The sequence below is a fragment of the Kribbella sp. CA-245084 genome, from assembly GCF_050942355.1.
Taxonomy (GTDB): domain Bacteria; phylum Actinomycetota; class Actinomycetes; order Propionibacteriales; family Kribbellaceae; genus Kribbella.
Genome location: NZ_CP192053.1, coordinates 1,068,925 through 1,095,900 on the forward strand (window position 1 = coordinate 1,068,925; position 26,976 = coordinate 1,095,900).

At 68.9% G+C, this 26,976-nt stretch carries 22 protein-coding genes; 11 read left to right on the plus strand and 11 right to left on the minus strand.

Annotated features, from left to right (window positions below; genetic code table 11):
• Positions 1 to 36 precede the first annotated feature (36 nt).
• The 3 genes from ACQPYH_RS05415 (at position 37) to ACQPYH_RS05425 (ending at position 3,040) form a co-directional block, all read left to right on the plus strand.
• On the plus strand, positions 37 to 1,254 hold the full coding sequence (locus tag ACQPYH_RS05415; RefSeq protein WP_432887454.1) for a sensor histidine kinase: 1,218 nt from the start codon (positions 37 to 39) through the stop codon (positions 1,252 to 1,254).
• Entirely contained in the window at positions 1,251 to 1,928 is a 678-nt protein-coding gene (locus tag ACQPYH_RS05420; protein ID WP_130383318.1) for a response regulator transcription factor, read from the plus strand. Before ACQPYH_RS05415 ends, ACQPYH_RS05420 begins: the two co-directional genes overlap by 4 nt.
• An 83-nt stretch (positions 1,929 to 2,011) precedes the next feature.
• Positions 2,012 to 3,040 carry an iron-siderophore ABC transporter substrate-binding protein gene (locus tag ACQPYH_RS05425; protein ID WP_432887457.1) on the plus strand — a complete coding sequence of 343 codons (1,029 nt, stop codon included), beginning with the start codon at positions 2,012 to 2,014 and terminating at the stop codon, positions 3,038 to 3,040.
• Positions 3,041 to 3,297: 257 nt separating this feature from the next.
• Here the strand turns inward: ACQPYH_RS05425 and ACQPYH_RS05430 are convergent, their stop codons facing one another.
• Entirely contained in the window at positions 3,298 to 3,945 is a 648-nt protein-coding gene (locus ACQPYH_RS05430; protein WP_432887460.1) for a hypothetical protein, read from the minus strand.
• Positions 3,946 to 4,220: 275 nt separating this feature from the next.
• Here ACQPYH_RS05430 and ACQPYH_RS05435 point away from each other — a divergent pair, with 275 nt between their 5' ends.
• From ACQPYH_RS05435 to ACQPYH_RS05445, 3 genes are read left to right on the plus strand one after another with little or no spacing between them, the layout of a single operon-like run.
• A complete protein-coding gene (locus ACQPYH_RS05435; RefSeq protein ID WP_130446326.1) occupies positions 4,221 to 4,706 on the plus strand; it encodes a CarD family transcriptional regulator in 486 nt (161 codons plus the stop codon).
• Between the two features lie 33 nt (positions 4,707 to 4,739).
• Entirely contained in the window at positions 4,740 to 5,438 is a 699-nt protein-coding gene (gene ispD / locus ACQPYH_RS05440) for a 2-C-methyl-D-erythritol 4-phosphate cytidylyltransferase (protein ID WP_432887464.1), read from the plus strand.
• 56 nt (positions 5,439 to 5,494) lie between these two features.
• Positions 5,495 to 5,905, plus strand: coding sequence for a 2-C-methyl-D-erythritol 2,4-cyclodiphosphate synthase (locus tag ACQPYH_RS05445; protein WP_432894344.1), 411 nt, complete (start codon positions 5,495 to 5,497; stop codon positions 5,903 to 5,905).
• On the opposite strand, the gene ACQPYH_RS05450 is transcribed toward ACQPYH_RS05445, so the two are convergent.
• Positions 5,895 to 6,854 carry a nitrilase family protein gene (locus ACQPYH_RS05450; protein WP_432887467.1) on the minus strand — a complete coding sequence of 320 codons (960 nt, stop codon included), beginning with the start codon at positions 6,852 to 6,854 and terminating at the stop codon, positions 5,895 to 5,897. The genes ACQPYH_RS05445 and ACQPYH_RS05450 overlap by 11 nt on opposite strands.
• A 70-nt stretch (positions 6,855 to 6,924) precedes the next feature.
• Here ACQPYH_RS05450 and ACQPYH_RS05455 point away from each other — a divergent pair, with 70 nt between their 5' ends.
• Positions 6,925 to 7,797 (plus strand): LysR family transcriptional regulator, encoded by an 873-nt coding sequence (locus ACQPYH_RS05455; protein ID WP_432887470.1) that lies wholly within the window; start codon positions 6,925 to 6,927, stop codon positions 7,795 to 7,797.
• Positions 7,798 to 7,818: 21 nt separating this feature from the next.
• Here the strand turns inward: ACQPYH_RS05455 and ACQPYH_RS05460 are convergent, their stop codons facing one another.
• A complete protein-coding gene (locus tag ACQPYH_RS05460; RefSeq protein WP_432887473.1) occupies positions 7,819 to 8,319 on the minus strand; it encodes a hypothetical protein in 501 nt (166 codons plus the stop codon).
• 105 nt (positions 8,320 to 8,424) lie between these two features.
• Between ACQPYH_RS05460 and ACQPYH_RS05465 the strand changes: the two genes are divergently transcribed.
• Entirely contained in the window at positions 8,425 to 9,087 is a 663-nt protein-coding gene (locus ACQPYH_RS05465) for a response regulator transcription factor (protein WP_432887476.1), read from the plus strand.
• Between the two features lie 682 nt (positions 9,088 to 9,769).
• Positions 9,770 to 10,510, plus strand: coding sequence for a sensor histidine kinase (locus tag ACQPYH_RS05470; protein ID WP_432894346.1), 741 nt, complete (start codon positions 9,770 to 9,772; stop codon positions 10,508 to 10,510).
• On the opposite strand, the gene ACQPYH_RS05475 is transcribed toward ACQPYH_RS05470, so the two are convergent.
• Genes ACQPYH_RS05475 through ACQPYH_RS05490 form a run of 4 tightly spaced genes read right to left on the minus strand, consistent with a single transcriptional unit; the run spans position 10,482 to position 17,249 of the window.
• Positions 10,482 to 11,156 carry a hypothetical protein gene (locus tag ACQPYH_RS05475; protein ID WP_432887479.1) on the minus strand — a complete coding sequence of 225 codons (675 nt, stop codon included), beginning with the start codon at positions 11,154 to 11,156 and terminating at the stop codon, positions 10,482 to 10,484. The genes ACQPYH_RS05470 and ACQPYH_RS05475 overlap by 29 nt on opposite strands.
• Positions 11,157 to 12,455, minus strand: a complete 1,299-nt coding sequence (locus tag ACQPYH_RS05480) for a M1 family metallopeptidase (RefSeq protein ID WP_432887482.1) — start codon at positions 12,453 to 12,455, stop codon at positions 11,157 to 11,159.
• On the minus strand, positions 12,455 to 16,387 hold the full coding sequence (locus ACQPYH_RS05485; protein ID WP_432887485.1) for a Pls/PosA family non-ribosomal peptide synthetase: 3,933 nt from the start codon (positions 16,385 to 16,387) through the stop codon (positions 12,455 to 12,457). Before ACQPYH_RS05485 ends, ACQPYH_RS05480 begins: the two co-directional genes overlap by 1 nt.
• Positions 16,388 to 16,439: 52 nt before the next feature.
• Positions 16,440 to 17,249, minus strand: coding sequence for an NAD(P)H-binding protein (locus ACQPYH_RS05490; RefSeq protein ID WP_432887488.1), 810 nt, complete (start codon positions 17,247 to 17,249; stop codon positions 16,440 to 16,442).
• Between the two features lie 80 nt (positions 17,250 to 17,329).
• On the opposite strand from ACQPYH_RS05490, the gene ACQPYH_RS05495 reads away from it, so the two are divergent.
• Positions 17,330 to 18,271 (plus strand): AraC family transcriptional regulator, encoded by a 942-nt coding sequence (locus ACQPYH_RS05495; RefSeq protein ID WP_432887491.1) that lies wholly within the window; start codon positions 17,330 to 17,332, stop codon positions 18,269 to 18,271.
• A gap of 663 nt (positions 18,272 to 18,934) precedes the next feature.
• On the opposite strand, the gene ACQPYH_RS05500 is transcribed toward ACQPYH_RS05495, so the two are convergent.
• From ACQPYH_RS05500 to ACQPYH_RS05510, 3 genes are read right to left on the minus strand one after another with little or no spacing between them, the layout of a single operon-like run.
• Positions 18,935 to 19,708 carry an FHA domain-containing protein gene (locus ACQPYH_RS05500; protein ID WP_432887494.1) on the minus strand — a complete coding sequence of 258 codons (774 nt, stop codon included), beginning with the start codon at positions 19,706 to 19,708 and terminating at the stop codon, positions 18,935 to 18,937.
• A 1-nt stretch (position 19,709) separates the two neighbouring features.
• Positions 19,710 to 21,536, minus strand: a complete 1,827-nt coding sequence (locus ACQPYH_RS05505) for a protein kinase domain-containing protein (RefSeq protein WP_432887497.1) — start codon at positions 21,534 to 21,536, stop codon at positions 19,710 to 19,712.
• Between the two features lie 10 nt (positions 21,537 to 21,546).
• Positions 21,547 to 22,662, minus strand: coding sequence for a neutral zinc metallopeptidase (locus ACQPYH_RS05510; protein WP_432887500.1), 1,116 nt, complete (start codon positions 22,660 to 22,662; stop codon positions 21,547 to 21,549).
• A gap of 66 nt (positions 22,663 to 22,728) precedes the next feature.
• Between ACQPYH_RS05510 and ACQPYH_RS05515 the strand changes: the two genes are divergently transcribed.
• Positions 22,729 to 24,438 carry a DUF2207 domain-containing protein gene (locus ACQPYH_RS05515; protein WP_432887503.1) on the plus strand — a complete coding sequence of 570 codons (1,710 nt, stop codon included), beginning with the start codon at positions 22,729 to 22,731 and terminating at the stop codon, positions 24,436 to 24,438.
• A 23-nt stretch (positions 24,439 to 24,461) separates the two neighbouring features.
• Here ACQPYH_RS05515 and ACQPYH_RS05520 read toward each other — a convergent pair whose 3' ends face one another.
• Positions 24,462 to 26,882 (minus strand): neutral zinc metallopeptidase, encoded by a 2,421-nt coding sequence (locus ACQPYH_RS05520; protein ID WP_432887506.1) that lies wholly within the window; start codon positions 26,880 to 26,882, stop codon positions 24,462 to 24,464.
• Positions 26,883 to 26,976 lie beyond the last annotated feature (94 nt).

Genomic DNA, 26,976 nt, shown 5'->3' on the forward strand with positions numbered 1-26,976 from the left:
TCTTTCCCTGCTGGTTGCCCGCGTAGCATCGTTGCCGTGGACCCCACGCTGGCTGCGGTGCTGGGCGGCGTCATCGGCGCGGCCCTGGCCCTGCTTTCGCTCGGTGCGATGATGCTTTCCGAGCGGGCCCAGCGCAAGATCCCGGAGACTTCGGACCCGATCGTTCCGACCGGCGTCGCCACAGTCCTCTCCGTACTGCGCTCCTCGGCGGTCGTGATGGGCCCGGAGGACCAGGTCCTGCAGGCCAGTGCCCCGGCACACGTGCTCGGCATCGTCCGCGGTGAGCGGCTGGTGGTCGAGGACATCCTGACCATGGTCCGTCAGGTCCGCCGCGACGGCGAGATCCGCCAGCAGGACCTGGAGATCGTCCGCGGTCGCCTCGGCGCGACGCAGTACGTGAGCGCCCGAGTGGCCCCGCTGGGCAGCCAACTGGTGCTGGTGCTGGTCGAGGACCGGACCCGGGAGCGCCGGCTGGATGCGATCCGGCGGGACTTCACCGTGAACGTCAGCCACGAGCTCAAGACCCCGGTCGGCGCGCTGATCCTGCTCGCCGACGCGGTCTCGGAGGCCTCCGACGACCCGGAGGCGGTGCAGCGGTTCTCGGACCGGATGCGGATCGAGGCCTCCCGGCTGAGCCGCCTGGTCAAGGAGATCATCGAGCTGTCCCGGTTGCAGGGCGACGACCCGCTGGAGAACCCCGGCCCGGTCGACGTCAACGCGATCATCGAGACCGCGGTGGACCGGTGCCGGATCGACGCCGAGGGCCGCGACATCAAGATCGTGGTCAAGACCGAGCCCCACCTCGAGGTGATGGGCAGCGAGGACCAGCTCGCGATGGCGATCGGCAACCTGGTCGAGAACGCCATCAACTACAGCCCGGACGGCACCCGGGTCGCGGTCGCCGCGCACCCGATCGGCGACCTGGTCGAGCTGACCGTGTCCGACCAGGGCGTCGGTATCCCGAGCAGTGACCTGGAGCGGGTCTTCGAGCGGTTCTACCGGGTCGACCGGGCCCGCAGCCGCGAGACCGGCGGCACCGGGCTCGGCCTGTCGATCGTCAAGCACATCGCCTCCATCCATGGTGGCGACGTCCGGGTGTGGAGCGTCGAGGGCCAGGGCTCCACCTTCACCGTGAGACTCCCGCTGCGGCTAGAACCCGCGCCGGGCCAGACCGACTCCTCCAGCCAGGAAGAGCCGGCCGTTCCCCTGACGCCTACCCCGTCAGGTCAGATCACAAAGGAGACAGCTTCGTGACCCGAGTGCTGGTCGTCGAAGACGAAGAGAGCTACAGCGACGCGCTGTCGTACGTGCTGCGCAAGGAAGGGTTCGAGGTCGCCGTCGCGGAGACCGGACCCGATGCGCTGGACGAGTACGACCGCGCCGGTGCGGACATCGTCCTGCTCGACCTGATGCTGCCGGGTCTGTCCGGCACGGAGGTCTGCCGGGCGCTGCGCAGCCGGGGCAACGTCCCGGTGATCATCGTGAGCGCCAAGGACACCGAGGTCGACAAGGTCGTCGGGCTCGAGCTGGGCGCGGACGACTACGTGACCAAGCCCTACAGTCCGCGCGAGCTGCTGGCCCGGGTGCGCGCCGTACTGCGTCGTGGGCAGGACGTCGAACTGTTGCCGGACACGCTCGAGGCGGGCCCGGTCCGGATGGACGTCGAGCGGCACGTGGTGACGGTGTCCGGGACCGAGATCCGGCTGCCGCTGAAGGAGTTCGAGCTGCTCGAGATGCTGCTGCGGAACACCGGCCGGGTGCTCACCCGCGGTCAGCTGATCGACCGGATCTGGGGCGCCGACTACGTGGGCGACACCAAGACCCTGGACGTGCACGTGAAGCGGCTGCGCTCCAAGCTCGAGAAGGACCCGTCGAACCCGGCCCATCTGGTCACGGTGCGCGGGCTCGGCTACAAGTTCGAGTCCTGAGTCACACCCCCGAGGGTCGCACCGGCCCAGGGGGTTAGCTTAGGCTCTCCTTAGTTGAGGCAATTGGTCTAAGGAGAGTCACCATGTCCTGGTCCCGTACCAAGGTCGTCAGCGCGGTCACCACCGTGCTGCTCGCCACGACCACGCTGGCCGCCTGCGGCAGCGACGGCGACAAGCAGGCCGACACATCGGCCGGTACGGCCGATTCGGCACAGTCCGGGTTCCCGGTCACGCTGAAGAACACGTTCGGTGATACGACGATCACCAAGAAGCCGGAGCGGATCGTCACGCTCGGCTGGAACGCGCAGGACGTCGTCTATGCGCTGGGCGAGACCCCGGTCGGGATGCCGAAGGTCACCTACGGGCCGACCCCCGAGGGCGTCACCGCGTGGGACGCGGACAAGTTCGACAAGTCCAAGACAACGCTGCTCGACACCGGGGACAAGTACCCGTTCGAGAAGATCGCGGCGCTCAAGCCCGACGTCATCCTGGCCCCGTACGAGGGGTTCGACGAGGCGACGTACAAGACGCTGAGCGGGATCGCGCCGACGGTCGCGTACCCGGGGGCGCCGTGGCAGACCACCTGGCAGGACCAGACGCTGCTGGTCGGTGAGGCGCTCGGCAAGAAGGCCGACGCGGAGAAGCTGATCACCGGCATCGAGGACAAGATCAAGCAGGTCGCCGCCGAGCACCCGGAGTTCAAGGACAAGACGATCACGGTCGGCTCGTTCGGCCCGGAGAACTACATCTACATGCCGGGCGACCCGCGGGTGCAGATCCTGAACGAGATGGGCTTCAAGAACGCGCCGGGCGTCGAGGCGCTGGAGAAGACCAACACCAAGAAGGAGTTCTCGCTCACGATCAGCAAGGAGAAGGTCGCGGACGTCGACGCCGACGTGCTGATCGCGTATGTCGACGGGATCGGGACGCAGAAGTTCCTGTCCGACCCGGTCTACTCATCGCTGCAGGCGGTCAAGAGCGGCGGCGCGTACGCGCTGCAGGACCAGCAGGTGATCTCCGGGATGAGCGCGGTCAGCGTGCTCAGCGTCCCGTGGGTGCTGGACAAGATGCTGCCGGGCCTGTCGAAGGCGGCCTCAGCCGGCAAGAACTGAGCTTGTACGGCGGGCTTCGGCCACCAGCCCGCCGTACGAAGAAGAACGGGCCGTCCCGCGCCGGGGCGGCCCGTTCTGTCGTGCCGGTGGGCCTAGGTCCTGTCTGGTGATCCAGCGCCTACTGCGGGGCACTCGGCACGGCACCTCGCCGCACGGGACCGAAGGCCACGATGCTCCGCATCGAGACCTTCGCCCCCGCGCGCCGATGCACCGCACCGAGCACCTCCTCGCTACGGCGCTGGATCACCAGACAGGACCTACTCGTTCCCGGCCGGGGAGGGGGAGTAGTGGTCGTCGGTGAGGACCGGGATGTACGCCGAGACCGGCGCCGCGTTGCCGAACGTGATCGTCACGTTGACCATCTGGCCCGGTTTCGCGCCGGTGACGATGATCGCCGGACCGGCGTCCTCCGCACCCGGGGTCGGGGCCGACGGGGTGTCGGTCGGCGCCGCGGTCGGGGTCTCGGACGGGGTCGCGCTCGGCGTGGCCCCGGCTTCGGCGATCGGCGGGGTGTCGGCGCCCGGCAGGCGGAGCGCGGTGTGCGGCTCCAGGTCGATCGGCTGGGTCAGGCCCTCGAACTTGACGTCGGTCGGCTGGTCGGCGCCCGCCTGGCCGTCCTGCGTACCGGCCGGCGCCTGCGCGATACTGACCAGTGTGTCCGCCTCGTCACCGTCGTTGACGATCACGCTGTGCAGTTCGCCCTTGCCGTCGGCATCGGCCAGCACCAGCATGTTGCGGACCTTGAGCTGGCCGGACTCGAAGTTCGAGCCCTCGGCGGCCTGGTACGGCTGCAGGGTCGGCGCATCGAAGCTCGCGCTGCACGCCGCCAGCGCGATACTGAGAGTGGCGGCGGCGCTCGCCAGCGCAGTACGCCGGGCGAACCGCGAGGACAACGTGATCGGCACTGGAATCCCTCTCGTGCAAGCTTGTTCGACACTGTCTGGGACAGTTCGTGTTGCCGTCAGGCGGCCGCCTCCGGCGCCCCAAAGCGTAGCCCTCGGGCTCCCCGGGCCTGACGGCGGGATGCTCCCGGTGGGGGCGGTAGGCAACAGGTCGCGCGCGTACGAGGCACGCACTCGAGCGTTTGTCAAGGCGAGAAGTGGGCCCTGACCAGCGCAAACGCCAGAACCGGACCACCGGCTGCGTGGTAGGATAGATCTTGGAAAGGGGCACTTCACACATGACTTTCACAGTCGGCGAGACGGTTGTTTACCCCAATCACGGAGCGGCCGTCATCGAGGACATCGAGACCCGTCAGATCAAAGGTGAGGACAAGACCTATCTGGTCTTGAGGATCGTCGCTCAGAACGACCTGGTCGTCCGGGTCCCCGCGTGCAACCTCGATCTTGTCGGCGTGCGTGACGTCGTGGATCAGGCCGGCCTGGAGCGCGTCTTCGACGTGCTGCGTGCACCGCACACGGAGGAGCCGACCAACTGGTCGCGTCGTTACAAGGCGAACCTGGAGAAGCTGCACTCCGGTGACGTGCTGAAGGTGGCAGAGGTCGTCCGCGACCTGTGGCGCCGTGAGCGTGACCGCGGTCTGTCCGCCGGTGAGAAGCGGATGCTGGCGAAGGCTCGCCAGATCCTGGTCTCCGAGCTGGCCCTGGCCGAGCACACCAACGAGGACAAGGCCGAGGCCATCCTCGACGAGGTCCTCGCCTCCTAAGACTGTTGACACAGTCTGGAGCTGCAGTTCTGAATGACTAGCGCGGTCGTGATTCCCGCGGCCGGGTTAGGGCTGCGGCTCGGTGGAGAGACACCGAAGGCATTTCGAGAGGTCGGTGGCGATTCGCTGCTGGTCCACGCGGTGCGTGGGCTGAAGGCAGCGACCGCCGCCGACCTCAGCTGTTTCGTGGTCGCCGTACCGCCGGGTGCCGAGGAGAGCGTCTCCAAGGAGCTCGAGCCGTACGTCGGGGACGCGACGCTGCTCGTCGTCGCCGGTGGCGCCGAGCGACCCGATTCGGTCCGGGCTGCCCTGGACGTGGTCCCGGTCGACGGGATCGACTGCATCCTCGTGCATGACGCGGCGCGGGCGTTCGTTCCGGCCGACGCGATCGAGCGGGTGGTCGCGGCGGTGCGAGCCGGCGCGGAGGCCGTCGTACCGGTGGTGCCGGTGACGGACACGATCAAGCGGGTCGGGCCGAACGGCGAGGTCGTCGACACGCCCGACCGTTCGACGTTGGTTGCCGTCCAGACACCGCAGGGGTTCGCCCCCGAGGTGCTGCGTCGCGCGCACGCCGCCGGCGCTGATGCGGGCGTGACCGACGACGCGATGATGTGCGAGCGGCTCGGGGTGACTGTGCAGACGGTCGAAGGATCGCCGGACGCGTTCAAGGTGACCCGCCCGCAGGACCTGCTGCTGGCCGAGGCCTTGCTGGCGGAGAGGCGGCTCAGGTGAAGATCCCGCGAGTCGGCAACGGTATCGACGTACATCCGTTGGAGGACGGCCGCCCGATGTGGCTGGCCGGTCTGCTTTGGCCGGACGAGCCTGCCGGCCTGTCAGGTCATTCGGACGGCGACGCTGCCGCACACGCCATCTGTACTGCGTTGCTCACGGCAGCGAAGCTGGGCGACCTGGGATCGAACTTCGGCACCGCCGAGCCCGAGTGGGCCGGTGCGGCCGGCGTCGCGCTGGTCGCGGAGGCCGCGCGCCGAGTGCGGGCGGCCGGGTTCGAGATCGGGAACGTCGCGGTGCAGGTCGTCTGCAACCGCCCCCGGATCGGCACCCGCCGGGAGGAAGCCGAGAAGGTGCTGTCGGCTGCCTGCGACGCGGAGATATCGGTGAGCGCGGCAACAACAGACGGCCTCGGCTTCCCTGGTCGGGCCGAAGGCATCGTCGCGATCGCCACCGCCCTCATCTACTAACAGGATCCGTCGAGAACCTCGTTGCGCGAGGGCCGAGTTCGTTGCCTTGGCGTTCGGTCAGCAAGCCGTACAGCTCCGGCCGTCGTCCCCGCAGCCAGCGGCGACCTGTTGCCAACGGCACCAGATCCAGGTCGAGATCGGCAACCACCACGGCCTCGGCAGGCACCGGAGTCTCGGCGACGATCCGCCCGTACGGGTCGAGGATCATCGCGTTGCCGGTGCGGAGTTCGTCGTCGTCGCGCCCGACACCGTTGCTGAACAGGACGAACATCCCGTTGTCGTGCGCCCGTGCAGGCAGCCACCGCATCAGCCAGCCCCGCCCGCTCGGCCCGTTGAACGCCTCCTCGATCCGCGCGCGATCCCCGCTCTCCCAGACCTCGAGCGGGATCGGCTTCATCCCGTGCGGGCTGCGCGAGTTCGTCCCGCCGGTCTGGTGCGGTGCGATCAGGACCGTTGCACCGAGCAACGCAGTGATCCGGACGTTCTCGACCAGGTTGTTGTCCCAGCAGATCAGTACGCCGGCCCGGAATCCCCAAGGCGTGTCGAACACGGTGTACGACGACCCGCTCGCGATCTGCTCGTGCTCGAACGCATGCAGCTTCCGATGCACGTGGACGGTCCCGTCCGGCAGGCACACGGCGTACGCGTTGAAGAGCGTGCCGTCTGCACTCTCAAGGAAGCCGACGCCGATGCCGGCCTCGAGTTCCTTGGCCAGGGCAACGATCCGACTGACCAGCGGTCCGTCGGCCGGCTCGGCCAACGCGTGCAGTCGCTCCGCGGTGTGCCGGCGGAGATGCCAGTAGCCGAGCAGGCAGAGCTCCGGGAACACGACCAGCCGGGCTCCGTCGGCAACCGCCGTACGGGCGAGGCGCTCGACGGTGGCGAGGTTGGTCGAGGGCTGATCGGGGGCCGGCTCGAACTGGACGACGGCGGCGCGGAAGGACGTCATACGACCATCGAAACGCCGATCGGTCTATGACGTCCAATAGCCGTTGAGGACGATTCCATATCCTGGGGTTATGGATCTCCGTCTGCTCCGGGCGTTCGTCACAGTGGCCAGGCTGCGGAACTTCGGTGCCGCGGCCGAAGAACTGTCGACCAGTCAGCCTGCGCTGACCAAGCAGATCCAGGTGCTGGAGCGTCGGGTCGGTTCGGTGCTGTTCAGCCGGGGCCGGCATGGTGCCCGGCTGACTCCGGCCGGGGAGCTGCTGCTTCCTGACGCTCTGGAGTTGCTCGACCGGTCCGAGGCCTTCGAACGACGGGCTGTGCAGGTCGCGTCCGGGGCGGAGGGATCGCTGGCGATCGGGTTCGGACTGTCCGGCATCGAGCTGGCCCCGAAGGCCGTTGCGCTGTTCCGGAGTCGGTGGCCGGGAGTGACGATCTCGCTGGAAGACATGTCGTCGGCGATGCAGTGTGAGCGGTTGTTGGCGGGGAGTCTGCAGATCGGATTCGTCCGGTTGCCGGTGCCGGCCGGTCTCGAACACCTTCGGTTACGAAGGGATCGGCTCACGCTCGCGGTCCCGGCGGGACAGAACCTGCCCCGCGACCTGGTCCACTGGATCGACTCCCGCCCGCTGATCCGGCTCACACCCTCGCGGGGCCCGGGACTGACGGCGCAGATCAACAGCCTGTACGCCGAGCTTGGTTGCCATCCGCAAGTACTTCAGGAAGCCGGTGATCTCCAGACCGTGCTTGCTCTGACCGCGGCCGGCGCGGGGCCCGCCGTCGTACCGCAGTCTGCTGAGCGGATCGCACCGCCGGAGGTCCGGCTGGTGCCGCTGCCGGGACGGGCGGCGACCTGGTGGACCGGGACCGCCTGGGCGACGAGGACCCCACTGACTGAACGCTTCGTGAAGGCTGCCGCCGAGGTGGCCCGGCAGAGCGGGGTGTGAGGGCACCCCGCCCTGGTCCGGTTACTTGCTGGACTCGGCCGGCTTGCTCGGCTGGACGCCGGGCGTCGGCGCACCTGACTGACCCTGCGCGGGCTTGCCCGGCTTGGCCGGCGGCGTGCAGCCGGCCATCGGTCCGGGCTTCGCGCCGGTCGGCGGCTTGGAGCCCTTGGGCGGCGCCGGGGGCTTGGCGCCTGCCGGCGGCTTCGCGCCAGTCGGGGGCTTGGCGCCCTTCGGCGGGGCCGCGGGCTTGCCTGTCTTGGCATCCTTCGGGGGCGCCGGTGGCTTCGCGCCCTTCGGCAGTGTGGGCTTTCCCTTCGGTGGGGCGGGAAGCTTGCAGTTTGCTGGGAGTTTCCCGCCGGGCTTCTGAGCCGTCGAACTGGGCTTCGCGCTGGGGCTAGCCGTGGTGACTGCCGTGCGCTGGGCGACCTGCGTGGCCGGGCCGTCCGCCGCGAAGGCGGCGGCCGCACCGCCGCCGACGAGTGCGGCAGCGGCCAAGGAGGCCAGGACGATCTTGGTCTTCATGGTGTCCTTTCGATGGGATGGAACGACCGCCACCCTGCCGAAGGCTTGCTGAAGCCAAGCTGAAGTCTGAAAGGCCCTTCAGGTACTGCGAGCAATACTCACTGCATGCGGCTGCTGATGGTGGAGGACGAGCGACGGCTGGCGGGTGCGCTCGCCCGCGGACTGACCGCGGAGGGCTTCGCGGTCGACGTCGCCCACGACGGCACCGAAGGACTCTGCCGCGCCACGAGTACGGCGTACGACCTGATCCTGCTCGACGTGAACCTGCCCGGCCTGAACGGCTATCGCCTCGTCAGCGAGCTGCGCGCCGGCGGCCACGAGACCCCCGTACTGATGCTGACGGCAAAGGACGGCGAGTACGACGAAGCCGAAGGCCTCGACGCCGGCGCCGACGACTACCTGACCAAACCCTTCTCGTACCTGGTCCTGCTGGCCCGCATCCGCGCCCTCCTCCGCCGGGGCGCGCGCACTACCACCCCCGTACTGCGCGTCGGCGACCTGAGCATGGACCGCGGCGCGCGCCGCGTCGTCCAGGCCGGCAAGCGCATCACCCTCACCACCAAGGAGTACGCCGTACTCGAGCAGCTCGTGGTTCGTCCGGGCGATGTGGTGTCGAAGTCCGAGATCCTCGACCACGTGTGGGATCTGGCGTACGACGGTGATCCGAACATCGTCGAGGTGTACATCAGCACGCTGCGGCGCAAGCTCGGCGCCGCGACGATCGAGACCGTCCGTGGGGCCGGCTATCGGTTGGTGGACGATGCGTAGGTTCTTCGCAAGCGTCCCGGTCCGGGCGGCTCTCGGCGCCACGCTCGTGGTCGCGATCGCGTTGATCGTCACCGGTATGGCGTTGCTGAACTTGTTGCGGCACGACCTTGCCGACAAGGCGAACGCGGAGGCGGCGGCCGCGGCGTACCGGGCGGCGTGGGCGTTGCAGGCGGGCGTCGACCCGAGCCAGGTCGCCAAGTCGGACACCCCGGTGCAGATCGAGGATGTCGACGGCCATGTAGTTGCTGCTAGCAAGAATGTTCATCAGGTGCCCGGTCCGCCGCCGTCGAGGGCGGACGGCGTCCGGCCCGCACCAGAACCACCGCCGGGCAGCAAACCGACGCCAGGCGCCAAGCCGACCTCCAGCGGCAAGCCGACGTCCGCCGGCAAGCCGCCGGCCGCGAATGCCTCGCTGGCGAACGCGGCGTACGACGCAGGGCCGCCGAGCGATCCTCCTCCGCCACCGCGTGACTACCGGTGGGCCGCGATGGCGACCAGTGCGATCAACGGCAAACCGGTCGTCGTGTACGTCGCCGCGAAGCTCGACACCGAGCGCAGCGCGATCACGACCGTCCGCTGGGGCATGATCGCCGGGCTGCCGCCGCTGTTGCTGCTGGTGTTCGGGATGATCTGGCTGGTCGCCCGCCGAGCCCTCAAACCGGTCGAAGCAATTCGGCAGGAGATGGCGTCGATCACCGCCAGCACCGACCTGGCTCGACGCGTCCCGGTGCCGGCGTCACACGACGAGATCGGCCGGCTGGCGCGTACGACGAACCAAACTCTGACCGCGCTGCAGGAGTCTGTCGGCCGGCAGCGCCGGTTCGTCGCGGACGCCTCCCACGAGCTGCGGAACCCGATCGCGTCCTTGCGCACCCAGCTGGAGATCGGCGCGCAGCATCCGGCCCTGCTCGACCTCGACGGTGCGGTTAACGACACCGTCCGGCTGCAGGAGCTTGCCGCTGACCTGCTTCTCCTTGCACGGCTCGACTCCGGTGAGTCCCCGCCCGGTGAGCTGGTCGACCTGTCCGCGTTGGTGCGAGCCGAGGCGCCCGATGCTCAGGTCACGGCCGACATCTGGATCAGCGGCTCGGAGAGTCAGCTCAAGCAGGTCGTGGACAACCTCCTCGACAACGCGCGCCGGCATGCGCGCGCCGCCGTACACATCGAGCTGACGGCACGTGGTGATCAAGCGGTGCTAGAGGTCGCCGACGACGGAGACGGCGTACCGGAAGCAGAGCGCGAGCGGATCTTCGAACGGTTCGTCCGGCTCGACGACGCGCGTGCGAGGGACGACGGAGGCGCGGGCCTCGGCCTCGCCATCGCCCGTGAGATCGCCGAACGCCACGGCGGCACGCTGACAGCGCACGACGGCGCGCTGTTCCGACTGACGCTGCCTAGGGACCGGAGGAGTACCTGGGATTGACGACGTGCTTGACCACGCCGTGCCGCCGACGACGATTGACGGCGGCGGCCACCACGATGCCGGCCGCGCCGAGCAGGCCGAGAATGCCCGTGACGAGATCGAGCTTCGCGTTCTCCTGGCCGACGAACTCCGCCTGCAGGACGCCGTGAGGATCGACGACGACCTGGACCTGGCCGTCGGGGAACGTGTGCGAGCCGTGCTTGTTGAAGTTGTAGCTGCGTCCGCTGGGGCAGTCCGCGGTGAATTCGCCGTACACCTCGTCGTCGCCCCGGTGGCCGCGGAGGTGGCAGGTGATCGTGTGGCCGACGTGCGTCAGAGCGACCGGAGTCGGAGTCATCAGGAACGGGACCGCAGCCATCCCGCTGGCGACGGCGCCGAAGAACCCGAAATAGCCGCCGCCGAGCATCGCGATGCCGAAGGTGAAGAAGCCGGTGCCCAGCACCATCACCAGGGCCGCCGCGACGATCGTGTGCGGCGGGAAGGTGTAGAGCACGCCGGCCGTCACGAACAGCGCGAAGCCCACGCCGATGTACTGCCACATCGGCCCCTTGGGCGCGCCCGGCCGCCGAAAGTAACGCCCCGCGATGATCATGATCACGAGGATCAGCGACACCCCGCCGAAGACCTCCAGCGGAATGAACTTCATTCATCGCCTCCGGGGCAGGGGTGGTAGCTCGTAGGAGTCCAGCCAGGCGGCGAACAGGTGCCGGAGTACTTCCTCGTCCGGGCTGAACGTGGTCGCGAGGGCGATGAACTCGGTCGTGGTGACGGAGCCGTGCCGATGCACCTTGGTCCAGGTGTGCAGGAGTTCGAAGAACGCGTCGTCGCCCAGGTGCTTCCGCAGGACGTGCAAGGTGATCGCGCCGCGCTTGTAGAGCCGGTCGTCGAACATCAGCTCCGGCCCGGGGTCCGACAGCATCAGGTTCTGCGGCAGCCCCCTCAACCGCGAGTGGGCCTTCGAGACCTGCTGGTCGGCGGTGAGGCCGCGCGACTCCTCCGACCACAGCCACTCGGCGTAGCAGGCGAAGCCTTCGTTCAGCCAGATGTGCTGCCAGCTCGCCGGGGTGAGGCTGTTGCCGAACCATTGGTGCGCCAACTCGTGGGCGACCAGCCGCTCGGACCCGCGTCGACCGTCGACGTGGTTGCTCCCGAACACCGAGAGGCCCTGCGCCTCGAGCGGGATCTCCAGTGGATCGTCGGTCACCACGACCGTGTACCCGCCGAACGGATACGGCCCGAACTGCCGGCTGAACAGCTTCATCATGTCCTGCTGCCGCCCGAAGTCGTTCCGGAACTCACGGGTCAACCGGCCCGGCAGCACACCCTTGGTCGTCACGGGTGTCGTGGCCAGGCCGACCTCGACGTACGACCCGATCTGCACGGTCGCGAGGTACGTCGCCATCGGCGCGGCCTGGTCGAACACCCACGTCGTACGACTCGCCTTCACCCGGCGCGACACCAGCCGTCCGTTGGCGACGACCTGGTACGGCGAATCCGTGGTGATCGAGATCCGGTAGTGAGCCTTGTCGCCCGGGTGGTCGTTGCACGGGAACCAGGTTGCCGCGCCGCTCGGCTGGCTCGCGACGATCACGCCCTCGGTGAGCTCTTCCCAGCCGAGCTCGCCCCACGGGCTGTCCTCGGGCTTCGGGTTCCCGCCGTACTGGATGTCGACGCTGAACTCGGCGCCGTCGGGCAGGTTCGCGGTGATGTAGAGCTTGCCGGCGCGCTGGGTGAAGCGCTGCGGGCGGCGGCCGTTGACCAGCACCTTGGACGCGCGCAGTCCGGACAGGTCGAAGCTGAACCGGGACAACGGCTGGGTGGCGAACGCCGTGATCGTTGCCTTGCCGCTCAGCCGGTTGCTGTTGACCCGATAGTCGAGCTCAAGGTCATATGACTCGACCTTGTAGCCGGCGTTTCCATGGGTGGGCACATAACGGTCAACCATCAGCCCTGCCAAGGAGCGATCGGGTTCCCAGCCCAGCGCGTGCCAGCCGGCACACCTTCACCACGCATCACGAGAGACACCGGCCCGATGGTAGCTCCTGCTCCTACCGAGGCGGCCGGGAGGACGATGCCGTGGGGCCCGAGGGTTGCTCCCGGCCCGAAGGTGACTGTGCTCATGGAGAGAACTCGATCATGAAAAAGGTGCGTCTGCAGCACGCAGCCGCGATTCACCGTGGCACCGTCGCCCAGGGTGACCAGATCTGCCTCCGGCAACCAGTACGTCTCGCACCAGACGCCCTTGCCGATCTTGGCCCCGAGCGACCTGAGCCACAGGTTGAGCACCGGCGTACCGGCCGCGGCGTTCGCGAACCACGGCGCCGCGACCAGCTCGACGAAGCTGTCGACCACCTCGTTGCGCCAGACGAACGAGCTCCACAGCGGATACTCGACCGCGCGTGTCCGGCCCACGATCAGCCACTTCGCGACCGTCGCCATCCCACCCGCGACCGCGCCGGCGGTCAGGATCACCGCTCCGGACAGCAGCAGCGCAGGCAACGGACCGAGCCAGATGTCGAGCGCCTGCAGCGCGAACAGCACGCCTAGCGCGATCAGCACCGTGCACATGATCGGGACGAAGCGGCACAGCTCGACCAGCGCCCGCGCGACCTTCAGCTTGTACGGCGGGTTGAACGTCCTGCTCTGATCGCCCGCAATGGCCTGCCGGCGCAGCTTCACCGGCGGCGAGCCGAGCCACGACGTACCGGCCTTGGACTTCTTCGGGGCAGCCGACAGTACGGCGACCAGGCCGTTCTTCGGGACGCTGCGACCCGGCGCGGTCATGCCCGAGTTGCCGAGGAACGCGCGCTTGCCGACCTTCGCGCCGGCCACGTGCAGCCAGCCGCCGCCGAGCTCGTACGACGCGATCATCGTGTCGTCGGCGAGGAACGCGCCTTCGCCGACCGTCGTCATCTTCGGGAGCAGCAGCACGGTCGAGGCCTCGACGTCGCGGCCGATCTTCGCGCCGAGCGCCCGCAGCCACCACGGCGTCAGCAGGCTCGCGTACAACGGGAAGAGCAGCGTGCGAGCCGAGTCGAGCAGCCGCTCGGTCGCCCAGACCTGCCACCCGATTCGGCTGCGGACCGGGTAATGACCCGGCTTGATCCCGATGCCCAGCAGCCGAACGCCGATCAGCGTGAGGATCGCCATCGTCGCGAAACCGACGAGCGTCATCAGCGGGATCGCTTCGAGGGCCTTGAGTGCAGCGTCGCCGAGGGTCTGCGTGTCCTTCACATACTGTCCGAGTACGACGAGCGCCGCCGCCGCAGCCGCGACCGGGATCAAGGACATGATCGCGGACTGGGCGCCGTACGCCGCGACCCACCACGGCGCGCGAGCGGGCCGATGGTCTGGCCACGGATGCCGGGCGCGGCCGAGCCGGGCTGCGGGCGAGCCGGACCAGCGCTCGTTCGCGGGCACCTTGCCGGAGACAGCGGAGCCGGCCATGATCTCGGCGTTCCGGCCGATCTCCGCGCCCGGAAGCAGCGTGCTGCGGGAACCGACCACGGCCTCCGCACCGACGGTCACCGGTCCGACGTGCAGTTGGTCGCCGTCGATCCAGTAGCCGGCCAGGTCGACCTCGGGCTCGACGGACGCGCCGCGACCCATCGTGAGCATGCCGGTCACCGGCGGAAGCGTGTGCAGGTCGACGCCGCGGCCGACCTTGGCGCCGAGCGCGCGAGCGTAGTACGCGATCCACGGCGCGCCCGCGAGGTTCGCGGCTCCGGCGGCGTCGGAGAGGTTCTCGGCGGCCCAGAGACGGACGTGGACGTTGCCGCCGCGTGGGTATGTGCCGGGCTTCAGGCCGCGCAGCAGGATGCGGGCGCCGAGCACCGCGATGCCCATCCGGCCGGCCGGGCTGATGAGGATCAGCCAGCCGGCCAGGATCCACCACCACGACACGGTCCGCGCCCACGGCAGCGGCTCGATCAGCTCGGCGAGCAGGTTGTTCAGCGTGAAGACGTACACCAGCCAGCGAACGCCGACGACGGTCTGGAGGATCAGTGTCAACGCCGTCTGCAGGAGCTGGGTGCCCTTTGGCGTCGGCCGGATGTCACGCATCTCGACCGGCTCCAGCGCGGCCGGCTGGAACTCGTCGAGCCGCTCAGCCAGCGCGCCGAGACGCGGGTACTCGTAGATGTCGCCGACCGTGACCTCCGGGAACTTCTCCCGGAGCGCCGACACCAGCTGCGCCGCGGCGAGGCTGCCGCCGCCATGCAGGAAGAAGTCGTTGTCTGCGCTGGTGACCTTGGCGCCGAGGACCGTGGTCCAGCGCTCTGCCAGCCACCCCGCGGTGCCGGTCAGCTCTGCGGGCGGACCGTCACTGTCCATGCCGGGCAGCGGCCAGGGGAGTGCGTTGCGGTCGACCTTGCCCGACGTCCTCGTGGGCAGCGTGTCGACGACGGCGAGCAACGGAACGAGCGCCGCGGGCAGTGCTTCACGAAGCCGCTCGGTTGCCTTGGCGTTGTCGAAGGACGTGGGGTCTTCCGGTACGACGTACCCGACGAGGAGCTGATTGCCGGCCGCGCTGTTGCGTACGGCGGCCGCGGCGCCGGTGATGCCGGGGAGCGCCTGCAGGGCAGCGTCGACCTCGCCGAGCTCGATGCGGCGACCGCCGAGCTTGACCTGTTCGTCGGCGCGGCCCTGGAACAGCAGGCCCAACGGATCGGACCTGACCAGGTCGCCGCTGCGGTACGCCCGCTCCCAGCCGAGGGTCGGCATCGGGGCGAACTTCTCGGCGTCCTTGACCGGGTCGAGGTACCGGGCCAGGCCGACACCGCCGATGATCAGCTCGCCGATCTCACCGTCTTGTACTTCGTTGCCCTGGGCATCGACTACGGCGAGGTCCCAGCCGTCGAGCGGGAGACCGATCCGGACCGGGCCTTCGCCCGTGAGCTGGGCGGCGCAGGCCACCACGGTCGCCTCGGTCGGGCCGTACGTGTTCCAGACCTCGCGGCCGTCGACCGCGAGCCGCTCGGCGAGCTCGGGCGGGCACGCCTCGCCGCCGAAGATCAACAGCCGCACCTGGTCCAGCGCGTCCGGCGGCCAGAGCGCGGCCAGGGTCGGCACGGTGGAGACGATAGTGATGCCTTGGGCAACCAACCACGGGCCGAGGTCCATACCGGTCCGGACCAGGGAGCGCGGCGCCGGCACGAGACAGGCGCCGTGCCGCCAGGCCAGCCACATCTCCTCGCAGGACGCGTCGAACGCGACCGACAGACCGGCCAGAACGCGATCGTCCGGCCCGATCGGCTCGTTCTGCAGGAAGAGCCGGGCCTCGGCGTCGACGAACGCGGCGGCCGAGCGGTGGGTGACCGCGACCCCCTTCGGCACGCCGGTCGAGCCCGAGGTGAAGATGATCCACGCGTCGTCGGTCGTCTCCGGGCCCTGCGTGCCGCGCGGCGCATCGGTCGCCGTCGCGGCATCCATGCGGGCGGAGTACGGATAGTCGAAGGCGCCGTTGGCCGCGTCATTGTCGACGATCGGTTGCTGCAGCGGACGGGTCACCGTCAGCTCGAGCTCGTCGCCGACAGTGGCCGCGACCGCTGCTTCACCGAACACCAACTCGGCGCGCTCTTCGGGGTCGTCCGCGTCCACGGGAACGTAGGCCGCGCCGGCCTGCAGCGTGCCGAGAATCGCGACGTACAGGTCGTTGTGGCCCGACGAGATCCGGACGCCGACACGGTCGCCCGGACCGATCCCCGCGGTCGTCAGGCGGTTGGCGAACTTGGTCGTCTGCTCCAGCAGTTCGCGATAGCTGAGGCTCACGCTGCCGTCATCGAGCGCCGGCTCGTCGGCGTACCTGGTGGCCGTCTCCTCCAGCACATCCACAAGCGTCCGCGCGGCCGTCGCCAACTCCCCGCGTCGCAACGTCACGGCTGGATAGTACGCCGACGGGTTATCAGCTGGATAACCCGAAGCGAACACCTCAAGCGCTTGTTGTATCCCGATCGTGTGCGAATGCCTTGAAAGTACGGGCCGGACGACCAAGCGCCTGCTGGACATCGGTCGTCGGTTCGCCGCCGTGTCCGTTGGCGATCGAGGTCAGGATGTCGGTGAGAAGCTCTGCGCCGGGCCGCGGAACGCCTTTGGCTACTTGTTGTTCGGTGTACTCGGCCGGCGACAGGGCTACGTACTCGACGGACAGGCCGGCCTCGGTCAACTGGTTGGCGGCTTCGGTGAAGGTGATGGCTTCTGGGCCGGTCAGTTCGTAGGTGCGGCCGGAGTGATCGGACGTTGTCAGGGAGGCGGTGGCTACGTCGGCGATGTCGTTGGCGTCGATGAACGGCGTACGGCCGTCGCCGGCGGGCAGGGCGAGAATGCCGGAGCGGACCGCGTTCTTCCATGGGCCTTCGGTGAAGTTCTGCGCGAACCAGTTGGGGTGCAGGATCGTCCACTCGGCATCGGAACCGCGGACGGTCTGCTCTACGCCGTGCAGGGGGTGGTGGGGGTCGGATGCGCGGGACGCCGACAGGAGGACAAGCCGTCGTACGCCTTGTGCCAGCGCCTGCTCGGTGAAGTGGGCGAGGCGGTCGCCGGGGCGGACGGTGGGTTCCATGAGATACGCGGCGGTGATGCCGTCGAGCGCCGGCGTCCACGTGGATTGGTCGTCGAGGTCGAGTCGTACGTCGCTTGCGGTGCGCGACGCCGTACGGACTTCGTGGCCTGCGGACCGGAGTCGGGCTGCTATGCGGCGGCCGGTGGTGCCGGTACCGCCGAGGACGAGGAACTTGTTCATGTGGCAAGCCAACTGGATTCGGAGCAGACGATCCATGGGAGAGCGTCGCCGATCCATTTGTGATCGTCTAGCTTGGACGGGTGGATGTCCTCAGCGATCTGCTCCAGCGCGCGCAGGCGACGGACGCGCTGGTCCGGCAGATCATTGCGCGCGGGCCGTGGTCCGTGACCTACGCCGATGTGCCGTCGCTGTCGGTCGTCGCGACGCTCGGCGGTAGCGCCTGTCTGCGGCTGGACGACGGCGTACCTCGTCAGTTGGAGGCTGGTGACATCGCGCTGATCACGGGAGTCGGCAGCTACACGATCGCGGACGATCCGGCGACGCCGGCGTACTACGTGATCCGCGGCGGACAGAAGTACACGATCGACGGCGAACCGGTGGAGTGGCGGGGCGAGTACTTGGCGCCGCGTACTTATGGTGATGGGTTGCCCGGCGCGACGACGATGGTGCGTGGTGCGTACGACCTGCGCGGTGACGTCGGCCAGCGGGTGCTCGCTCTGCTGCCGCCGGTGGCGGTCGTGTCGGCTACGCCGCAGACCCGGCCGGCGCTGGATCTCTTGACCACCGAGGTCGCCCGGGAGGAGCCAGGACAGGACGCCGTACTGCGAAGGCTGCTCGACTTCGTGCTGGTGCTCGCGCTACGTGCATGGTGCGCTGGGGCGGGGCCTCCGTCCTGGTACCAGGCACTCACCGCACCTGGCGTCGGCGACGCACTCCGCCACCTCCACGAGGACCCCGCACACCGCTGGTCCGTCGCAGAGCTGGCCGCCAAGGTCGGCCTATCCCGAGCCACCTTCGCCGCCCGCTTCACGAAGCTGGTCGGCCAGCCGCCCCTCACGTACTTAACCGCCTGGCGCATGACCCTCGCAGCCGACCTCCTCCGCACCACCACCGCCACCATCGCAACCATCGCCCACCAAGTCGGCTACGAAGACCCCTTCGCCTTCAGCGTCGCCTTCAAACGCACCCACCACCACTCACCCACCGACTGGCGCAACAACCAAAGCGAAGGAAGGAACTAAAAACAAGGAAGAAGAGCAAAAAAGAAGAGACACAGAGTGGCGGCCGACCTCGGTGATCGACCGCGAGCTCGACTGCGCTCGGCTTCCGGATCCGGTGTCGGGTTCGTCGAGTCGTGGGTTCTGGCGATATTTTGCAGCCGCTGTCCACGACTCGGCGTACCGGCCCGGGGCTCTTCTCCACGACTCGGCGAACCAGCCGACCGGGTGGCCGGCGGCGTCAGCCACTCCGCCGAATCCATTTTCCCGCGGCTTCATCCGAGACTTCTGAATAGCCCTCAAGGAAGGAAAGAGAAGATAGAGAGGAGTTGGGTACCTGGCTGGGCTCGGCTCTCCGGCGATCGTCGGATTTGGGAACAGCCTTGAGCGGGGAGCGTGGTGGCCGCAGTCCGAGGCTGTTCCCGAGCGAGAATCTGCAGTTCTCGAGGTGTCCGATCGTGGGCACCCGTGGTGGAGATGGTCCGGTCGATGGCTACTTCGTGGGTCTGTGAGCGCCGCTGGACCGCCGGATCCGGCCGGGCTCCCGACTCCCCATCTATCTTTCGTCTTGTCTGTCTTGGTCTTCTTTTCAGACCGGGACGTTGATGGAGTTGTCGTGGGTGGTGGGGGTGATTGTGTTGGGCATGGCGGGACGGTAGGGGTGGTTGGTGGGGACCCCTCCCGAGGTCAGTCGTCGAGGATGGCCAGGTCGGCGGGGACCAGGGTGGTTGTCAGGAGGAGGGTGCGGAAGAGGTTGTCGTTCAGGGCGTTGCCGACTGGCTCGCCGACTTCCTCGCGGGTCAGGCCGGGTACGCCGTCTCGGGAGAGGCGGGTGCGCACGTTGGAGACCAGGTGCTCGACGCGCTTGGCGGTCCAGTTCTCAGATGGTTGTAGCTCGGCCAGCTGGTCTGCGGCCTGTCGCCAGGACAGGGGCAGGGGGTGCAGGTCGTGTAGGAGGTAGCGCTGGCCGACGACGGTCAACGCCAGCCTCTCGGCCGGGGACAGCTGCCAGATGCGGGGCGGGTGCGTGGGGTCGCGTGGTCGCAGTACCGGACGGGTGCCGCTGTCGCCTACGACGTACACCTCCAGCAGGTGCTCGCGACCGCTGGAGCCCTGGACGAAGAGCGGGGTGTACCCGGCCGCGAGCGGCATCGGGTCCTCGCCGGCGAACAGCGTCTGCTCGCGTGGAAACCGCACCGGCAGCCGCCCGGTCACCGCGACCCACCACTGACCGGTCCGGTAGCTGATCGACCCGTGCATCCGGCTGACGCGCGGATCGTCCTCACCGACGCACACATGGACCTCAGGCCGGTTCCGCCCGAACAGAATCGTCCGGTGCGGTCCGGGGTCCACTGTGAGACCACCGCCAACGCCCAGCACGAACATCGTGCCCGGCTGGGCGTCAGGTACGCCGCCCGCCAGGCTGGCCTGGCCCTGCGGGAGACTCCGGATCGGTTCCATGTCAGGCCTTCGGCAGCTTCACGACGGCTGCCTGGGCGAGCTTTGTCGCCAGTCCGCACAGCGAGGCGGGCTTCGCCGAACCACCGACGGACATCGTCACCAACTCGACCGCGTCCTGCCCGTTCGAGTCGACGTACGTCCGGTAGACGATCACTACCGCGCAGGTCTTCGGACCGTCATTCTCGTTCGAAAGGAACGCGGACCGCCCGCCCACCGTGATCGGCTGCCCGTCCGACGCGTCGAGAGGCTGGTTCCGGTCGAAGTACAGGTCCACCGACAGGTCGCTGGTCGTACTGTCCCAACCGCACGACCAGTTCCCGAAGGACGTGTCCGGATGCGTCGCGTCCACGCCAGGGACCAGCTGGAGCGCCTTGTTGTCCAGCAACGTGCACGCGTTGACGTGCGCCAGCGACGTCGCAGGTAAGGGCTCCGCACGCCGCGGAATCGGACCTGCCTGCACTACGCCGATCGCCTTCTGCGTAACGGCTTCCGCCATCGCGCACACGTCCATCCCGGAGCCGTCCGTGTGCTTGGCCTCCACCTGGATCTGCGTACGGTCGGACAGCACCAGCACCCGCTCGCAGTCGTCACCGCCGGACTTCACTCGCGTCACAGTGCGCAGGTTGCCGGTGAACTTCTGCACCGCACCTCTGGGCGAGTCGGTGTAGGGCAGATTCAGCTCCGCCCGGACGTCGACCTCCTGGTCGCCCTTACCGGTCACCACCACGTCGCACCGGTCGAAGTTCCCGTACGCCGGCTCGAGAGTGGTCTGGCCGAACCGGCTCAGCGACTTCTCGTCGATCAACGCGCACGGATCAACCGTCAGCGGATCCCCGACCGGCCCGGCCGCCGGTGCCGTGGAAGCGCTGGATCCACCTGTCGGTGTTGACCTCGTCGGCGTCGTGGATGCAGCTGACGGCGCAGGTGATCCCGACGGCTCCGACGGCCCCGACACCGCGCGCCCGATCAGCACACTCAGTACGACGACAACAGCGACGCCGGCTACCGTCACCGGAATCGTCCAGCGCTTTCGGCTCTTCACCGGCGCAATCGCAGTGCCGCCGAGCTCCTGGACCACCTCGGCAACCGAAGGCCGGTCCTGAGGATCGACGGCCAGCATCCGGGTGATGAGCGGTGTCAGCTCACCACCTTTGCGCAGCGGCTCGAGCTCGCCCCGCGCTGCGCGTCGCAGTACCGCCAACGGATTCGGATCGCTGCCGAACGGCGAGTGGCCTTCCAGCGCTGTGTAGAGCACCGCGCCGAGCGAGAAAACGTCGGCGGCGGTCGTAGGTTCGTTGCCGTTGGCCACTTCCGGGGCGAGGTGGGCCGGCGTACCGACGGTCGAGCTGTCGGTCAGCGTGGCCTCAGCCCACAGGCGCCGCGAGATGCCGAAGTCCGCGAGCTTCGCCGTACCGTCCGAGGTCACCAGGACGTTGGCGGGCTTGAGGTCGCGATGGATGATGCCGGCCGCGTGCACAGCCTGCAGCGCAGAGGCGATCTGTACGCCGATCCGTGCGACCTGAGCTGATGGCAGCGTTCCGAGCTCGTCCAGACTGCGTGAAGGCAGGTACTCCAGCACGAGCCAGTGCTCGTCGCCGTCGGCCACCACGTCGAAGATCGTCACTACGTGCGGATCGTGCAGCCGAGCGCCGGTCCGTGCCTCGCGGCGCAGCCGGCGTCCGTCCGGGTCGTCCACTCCGGGATGCGCACGCTTCAGCGCGACCATCCGGTCGAGTTGCTGATCGTGGGCACGCCAGACCGAGCCCATACCGCCCGAGCCGAGCGGTTCCCCCAGTAAGTAGCGGCCCCCGATCAGGCGGCCGCTCACTGCACAGCGTTCATTTCACTAGGTCCGCCGACACCGCGAAGGTGTCGCACGCCTTGTTGGCGCCGATGTTGAAGCCGTTCTGGATCCAGAACCCCTGGCTGGTGGCCAGACCGTGCGTCCGCTCGTCCTCCGGCGTGTCCGCGGACTCACCGAAGCTGTTGCTGGACTGCTCCTTGAACTCGTCCAGTCGCTTCGTCAACGGATACGACTTCTCCACGGACTTGCTGAACACCCCGCCGAAACAAGAGGCCTGCAACTCGTTCCGCCGCGAGCTCTCCAGCTTCTGGTCCGGGTGGTCCTGCAGGTAGACGGCCCGCGCGTAGAACAGTCCGGTGACGCCTTGGACGTGGTGTCCGTACTCGTGCGCGATCGTCATCAGGTACGCGAGGTCCTGCTGCGGTCCGAACGCCTTGTTCATCTGCTTGACGTCGACGTACATGACCTGGTTGCCGTAGCAGTAGAACGCCAGTACGCGTCCGGACAGCGGCTGGAAGTTGCCGCACGCGGTCTGGACCGGCTGGTCGAACACGACCAGGCCAGGGTCCGGCTTGTCCTGCCCGAGCTCGTGGAAGACCGGACGCCACGCGTCGTTCAGGCATTTGAAGAGGCGCTGGTAGTAGACCTTCTGCGAGGCCAGACTGCCGCTGCCGAGGTTCGCTGCCGGGCAGTTCTGCTCCTGGAGCGGACCGGTGCGGTAGACGTCGGCGTTCAGCAGGTAGTCCTCGGCAGACCCCTTCTGCGGGTTCGTGGTCGGGGTCGGGACGATCGACGGACCGGTGACCCCGGGGTCTGCGGTGTCGGTGCCGCTCTTGTTCAGCAAGGCGGACGCGACGGCGAACGAGACGCCGAGGAAGATCAGCAGCACAAAGCCGAACAGGATGAGTCGCAGCGGGCCGCCGCGTTTGCGCGGTGGCTGGAAGCCGTTGAAGTGGCCTGGAGGTCCGTAGTACGGCTGCGCCCACTGACCGGGGTACTGCTGCTGGACCGGAGCGCCCTGCATCGGGCCGGGCGGGTACTGGCCCTGCTGCGGCGGCCACGGGGCTGCCTGCGGCGGTGGCAGAATGCCGGGCGGCGGGCCGGGTGGCCGGCCCTGCGGCGGGCCGCCGTACCCGTACGGGCTGCTCACTACTCTGGCCTCCAGGCTGGTCGGTCGAGTTCGCTGCACGAACCGGCACGAGACTACTCTCGACCCATGTCACCGAAGCGCCGCCTCCTCCCGGCTGCCCTGCTGATCTCCCTGACCGCGCCGGTAGCAGGCCTGTTCGTTGCCCTGAGCCCGGTGTCCGCCCAGGCAGCTGGTCAGGCCGACGACCAGATCACGGCGTACACCGCGGATGCGACGCTCACCAAGGACGGCCAACTCCAGGTCAAGGAGACCGTCGACCTGAACGCCGGCGGTACGACGTTCAGCCGGACGCTGACGACCCGGGTCCGGTCCGACTCCGAGCGCGACCGCACGTACGGCCTGAAGGACGTCTCGGCGACGGTGAACGGCCAGCCTGCGCAGGGTTTCGAGAACCAGAGCACGGACGACGGCCGCAAGCTCACGCTGAACGTGTCCGGTCAGTCGAAGATCGTCTACAGCTACACCGTGGACAACGTGGTCGCCGACTCGACCGAGGGCCGCGAGGTGAGCTGGCCGATCGTGCAGGGCTTCGCCGTCTCGGTCCCGACGGCCAACCTGAGCGTCAGCGTCCCGTTCGCGACCTGGGTGACCTGCTTCGCCGGCCGGACCGGTTCGAGCATGCCGTGTACGTCGGCCCAGCTGGGCGAGTCCGCAGACCTGCAGATCCAGCAGAACGGCGTACCGGCGGGTGGTCGGCTGACCTTCCTGACCGGGCTGAGCGATCAGGCGACGGTGCAGGCGAACGCGCAGTACTCGACCCGCTGGTCACTCGGCCACGCGTTCACCGTGGACTCGAGCACGATCGGCCTGGCCATGATCGTGTTCGGCATCGGACTGCTCGGGGCGGTCGGGCTGTGGTTCTTCCGGGGCCGCGACGCCGCGAAGGTCGGTGAGGGCGCGCCGGAGCGTCCGGTGCTGGACGGCGCCGACGGACCGCAGTTCGCTGCGCCGGACGGCATCCGGCCCGGCCAGGTCGGCACGGTGGTGGACGAGACGGCCGACGTCGTCGACATCACCGCCACGCTGCTGGACCTTGCCGTGCGCAACTACCTGACGATCGTCGAGCAGCCGCGCGAGTCGCACTTCGGCAAGCTGGACTGGGAGCTGCAGCGGCTGCACCCGGGCGGCCCGGAGCTCCTGCCGTACGAGAAGGCCTTGCTGGACGCGGTGTTCGCGGACGGCGACTCGGTGCTGGTGTCCGCGCTCGGCCCGTCGCTGCGGCCGCGGCTCAACCTCGTCCGCGAGCAGTTATACGCCGACGTGGTGACGCAGGGCTGGTTCAACAACCGCCCGGACGCCGTGCGGAACCGATGGACCACCGCGGGCGTGGTGCTGCTCGGTGCGGGCGTCGTACTGACTATCGTGCTCGCGATCGTCACCAAGTTCGGTCTGGTCGGTTTCGCGGTGATGGCGGCCGGTCTGGTGCTCGCACTCGTCGGTCAGGCTGCGCCGGCCCGGACCGCGCGCGGTGCCGCGGTGCTGGGACGAGTGGCCGGTCTGCAGCACTACCTGGCCAACGAGTCCTCGTCGACCCTGCCGCAGAGCCACCGGCTCGAGTTCGCGTCCCGCTGCCTGCCGTACGCCGCTGTGCTGGGGCTGACCGAGAAGTGGGCGCTGGAGATCGCAGCGACCGATGACGACGACGACCCCGACGCCGGCATCGGCTGGTACTCCGGACCGGAGAACTGGCACCTGTCGGACATCGGGGAGTCGCTCAGCAACTTCGTGACCGCGTTCGGCGGCTCGCTGACCACCGCCCGCCGGCTCTTCGGCTGACGGGCGGCGGCTGCGCTGTTGGGCTAGTTGAGCCGGACGTCTGCTGCGGTGAACGTGTTGCAGGCGTCGGGCTTCTTGCCGTTGAAGCCGGTGATCGACCACTGGTAGTTGCTCACCCGGTTGCCGTGGTCGTGCACGCGCGGCCGGGCGTAGTCGTCACCGGAGTGGGAGATCAGGAACTTCCAGTTGGCGAGCAGCGGGCCGTTCATCGGGGTGAACGCCGCGTTCGCACCGAGGTAGACGGCACCGAGGCAGGTCGCCTGCAGTTCGCGCCGACGGCTCTCGAGGAGCTTCTGGTTCGGCGTCATCGACTGCTGCCGCGACATCGACGAGGCGAGGATCCCGCTCAGCTTCTGCACGTGGTGCCCGTACTCGTGGGCGAACGTGTTCAGCATGACCGCCCGCGCGTACACCGGGTTGGTCTTGTAGTACCCGTTGTCGACGGCGAACGGCAGGTAGATCGTCTCGTTCGCAGCGCAGTACGCCGCACGCACGCTGCGCTGGATACCGCACGGTGACGGCGTCTTGCCGACGTACACGACCGCCTTCGGGTTGCGGAACGGCAGGTTGGCCTTCTTCATCGCCAGCCACCAGGTGCGGTTGAGGCAGGGCAGCAGGCGGTTGTAGTACTGCTGCGCGGCGGCGACCGTGACCGGTGCGAACGGCGGCTCCGCGCACTTGGACGCGGCGACCGGGCCGATCTTGTAGAGCGCACTGCCCTTCACGACCTCGTCGGCTGTTGGGCCGCGCGGCGCGGTCGGGGTGGGCGACGTGCTCTCGGACGGTGACGAGGAGGACTCGGACACAGGTGCCGTCGGGCTGTCCTTGGCCTGCGGGTCATCGCCGCCGCCGACGCTGCGGACGAGCAGGGTGATGCCGGAGCCGACCACGAGTACGGCGAGGACGACCAGGCCGATCAGCAGATTGCGCGAGGCCTTCTTCTTCTTGCGACGCCTGCCACCCGGCGGCTGCGGGATCGGGATCGGCGGGTACTGCCAGGTCGGCGCCTGCTGGACAGGCTGACCCATCGGACCGGTCTGCCCCGGACCGCCCTGCGGTGCGGCGTGGCGGGGACCGGACTGCTGCTGTGGTGGGAGTGCGTTGCTCCAGGGGGAGGAGGGCTCCTGACCCTGGTTTGGTGGGCCCCACAGGTAGGAGCCTTCGGAGTGCGGGCCGTTCTGGTCCCGCTGCTGCGGCTGGGACGGCGCTGCCTGCCAAGCACTCGAGCCGGACTGGCCGGTCGCTGACCAGCCCTGCCCAGCGCCGGAACCGGCTTCGGAGGACTCGTCCTGCGACTCGCTGTCGCCCGCAGACTCATCCCGCAACGTCCACGACTGCGCGGACCACGATGCGCCCGACTGCGGTGAGCCGGACTGGCCTGCGCCCGACTGCGACGGGTTCGGCTGCCATTGGTCGGACCCGGGGGACTGCGCAGGACCCGACTGGGACGGGCCATCAGGTCCGGGCTGGTTGGGGCCCTGCTGGGTCGGGGCGGATTGCGACCAGAACGAGTCCGACTGCTGGGTGGACGGCGTCGCGTTGGTCTGCCACAGGTCGACCTGTGGCGGGCCTGCCTGCCATGGGCCCGGCTGGTTGGGACCAGGCTGACCGGGACCCGCTTGACCCGGCCCCGGCTGGTTCGGGCCTGGCTGGTTAGGAGCTGACTGCGAACCGGGCTGTTGTGGTCCGCGCTGCTGAGGGCCGGGCTGGTTCGGACCTGGTCGGTTCGGGCCTGGCTGGTTCGAGGCGGACTGGTTCGAGCCTGGTCGGTTCGGGCCCGGCTGGTTGGAGCCCGGGCGGGCAGGACCGGACTGCTGCGGACCGGACTGCTGGCGGCCGGACTGTTGCGAGCCGGACTGTTGCGAGCCGGACTGCTGGGGACCGGACTGCTGCGGACCGCGCTGACCCGGACCCGACTGCTGCGGACCACGCTGACCCAAGCCAGGCTGACCCGGGCCTGCCTGACCTGGGCCTCCCTGCCCCGGACCTGACTGACCTGGGCCTGACTGACCTGGGCCTGACTGGTCCGGACCCGGCTGGCCTGGGCCTGGTTGGTTCGGGCCGGCGGGCTGGTCGGGGTGTTCGCGGCGGCCGGGGTTCCAGCCGCCTTCGAACCAGTTGTTGGCGGGAGGCTCGGCCTGCGACGGGTTCTGGAACTCACGCTTGGCGTCGGTGTCACCGCTCCACCACGACTGCCCACGCTGATCGTCCCCAGGACCGCCCTGCCCCTGCTGAGGACCACGCTGCCCGTCCGCGCCTGCCGGACCGCGCCCGCTCGTGGCGGGGCCGCGCCTGCTCTCCCCGGGAGCGCCTCGGCCCTGTTCGGGGCCTTGCTGGTCTGCTCCGGGGTGGTGGGGGTTCTGCCCGGGACCGTGCTCCGGTGGGCGGTTCGGCTGATCCTCAGCCGGGTCGCTCCCCGGGGGCTGGTTCCAGTTGTCCGACATCGATGCTCCTCACGACCTTGCTGGGTGGGGGTGCCGGATGCCGATTCCCCCGGACATACTTTGCGCGATCCGGACCCACCAGGCTAGCTACCCC

Coding starts and splice junctions, on each gene's coding strand:
- ACQPYH_RS05490 (WP_432887488.1), bottom strand. CDS start 17,249: ATGAACAAGTTCCTCGTCCTCGGCGGTACCGGCACCACCGGCCGCCGC.
- ACQPYH_RS05455 (WP_432887470.1), top strand. CDS start 6,925: ATGGATCTCCGTCTGCTCCGGGCGTTCGTCACAGTGGCCAGGCTGCGG.
- ACQPYH_RS05445 (WP_432894344.1), top strand. CDS start 5,495: ATGTGGCTGGCCGGTCTGCTTTGGCCGGACGAGCCTGCCGGCCTGTCA.
- ACQPYH_RS05460 (WP_432887473.1), bottom strand. CDS start 8,319: ATGAAGACCAAGATCGTCCTGGCCTCCTTGGCCGCTGCCGCACTCGTC.
- ACQPYH_RS05435 (WP_130446326.1), top strand. CDS start 4,221: ATGACTTTCACAGTCGGCGAGACGGTTGTTTACCCCAATCACGGAGCG.
- ACQPYH_RS05465 (WP_432887476.1), top strand. CDS start 8,425: ATGCGGCTGCTGATGGTGGAGGACGAGCGACGGCTGGCGGGTGCGCTC.
- ACQPYH_RS05520 (WP_432887506.1), bottom strand. CDS start 26,882: ATGTCGGACAACTGGAACCAGCCCCCGGGGAGCGACCCGGCTGAGGAT.
- ACQPYH_RS05480 (WP_432887482.1), bottom strand. CDS start 12,455: ATGGTTGACCGTTATGTGCCCACCCATGGAAACGCCGGCTACAAGGTC.
- ACQPYH_RS05425 (WP_432887457.1), top strand. CDS start 2,012: ATGTCCTGGTCCCGTACCAAGGTCGTCAGCGCGGTCACCACCGTGCTG.
- ACQPYH_RS05515 (WP_432887503.1), top strand. CDS start 22,729: ATGTCACCGAAGCGCCGCCTCCTCCCGGCTGCCCTGCTGATCTCCCTG.
- ACQPYH_RS05500 (WP_432887494.1), bottom strand. CDS start 19,708: ATGGAACCGATCCGGAGTCTCCCGCAGGGCCAGGCCAGCCTGGCGGGC.
- ispD (WP_432887464.1), top strand. CDS start 4,740: ATGACTAGCGCGGTCGTGATTCCCGCGGCCGGGTTAGGGCTGCGGCTC.
- ACQPYH_RS05475 (WP_432887479.1), bottom strand. CDS start 11,156: ATGAAGTTCATTCCGCTGGAGGTCTTCGGCGGGGTGTCGCTGATCCTC.
- ACQPYH_RS05470 (WP_432894346.1), top strand. CDS start 9,770: ATGGCGTCGATCACCGCCAGCACCGACCTGGCTCGACGCGTCCCGGTG.
- ACQPYH_RS05450 (WP_432887467.1), bottom strand. CDS start 6,854: ATGACGTCCTTCCGCGCCGCCGTCGTCCAGTTCGAGCCGGCCCCCGAT.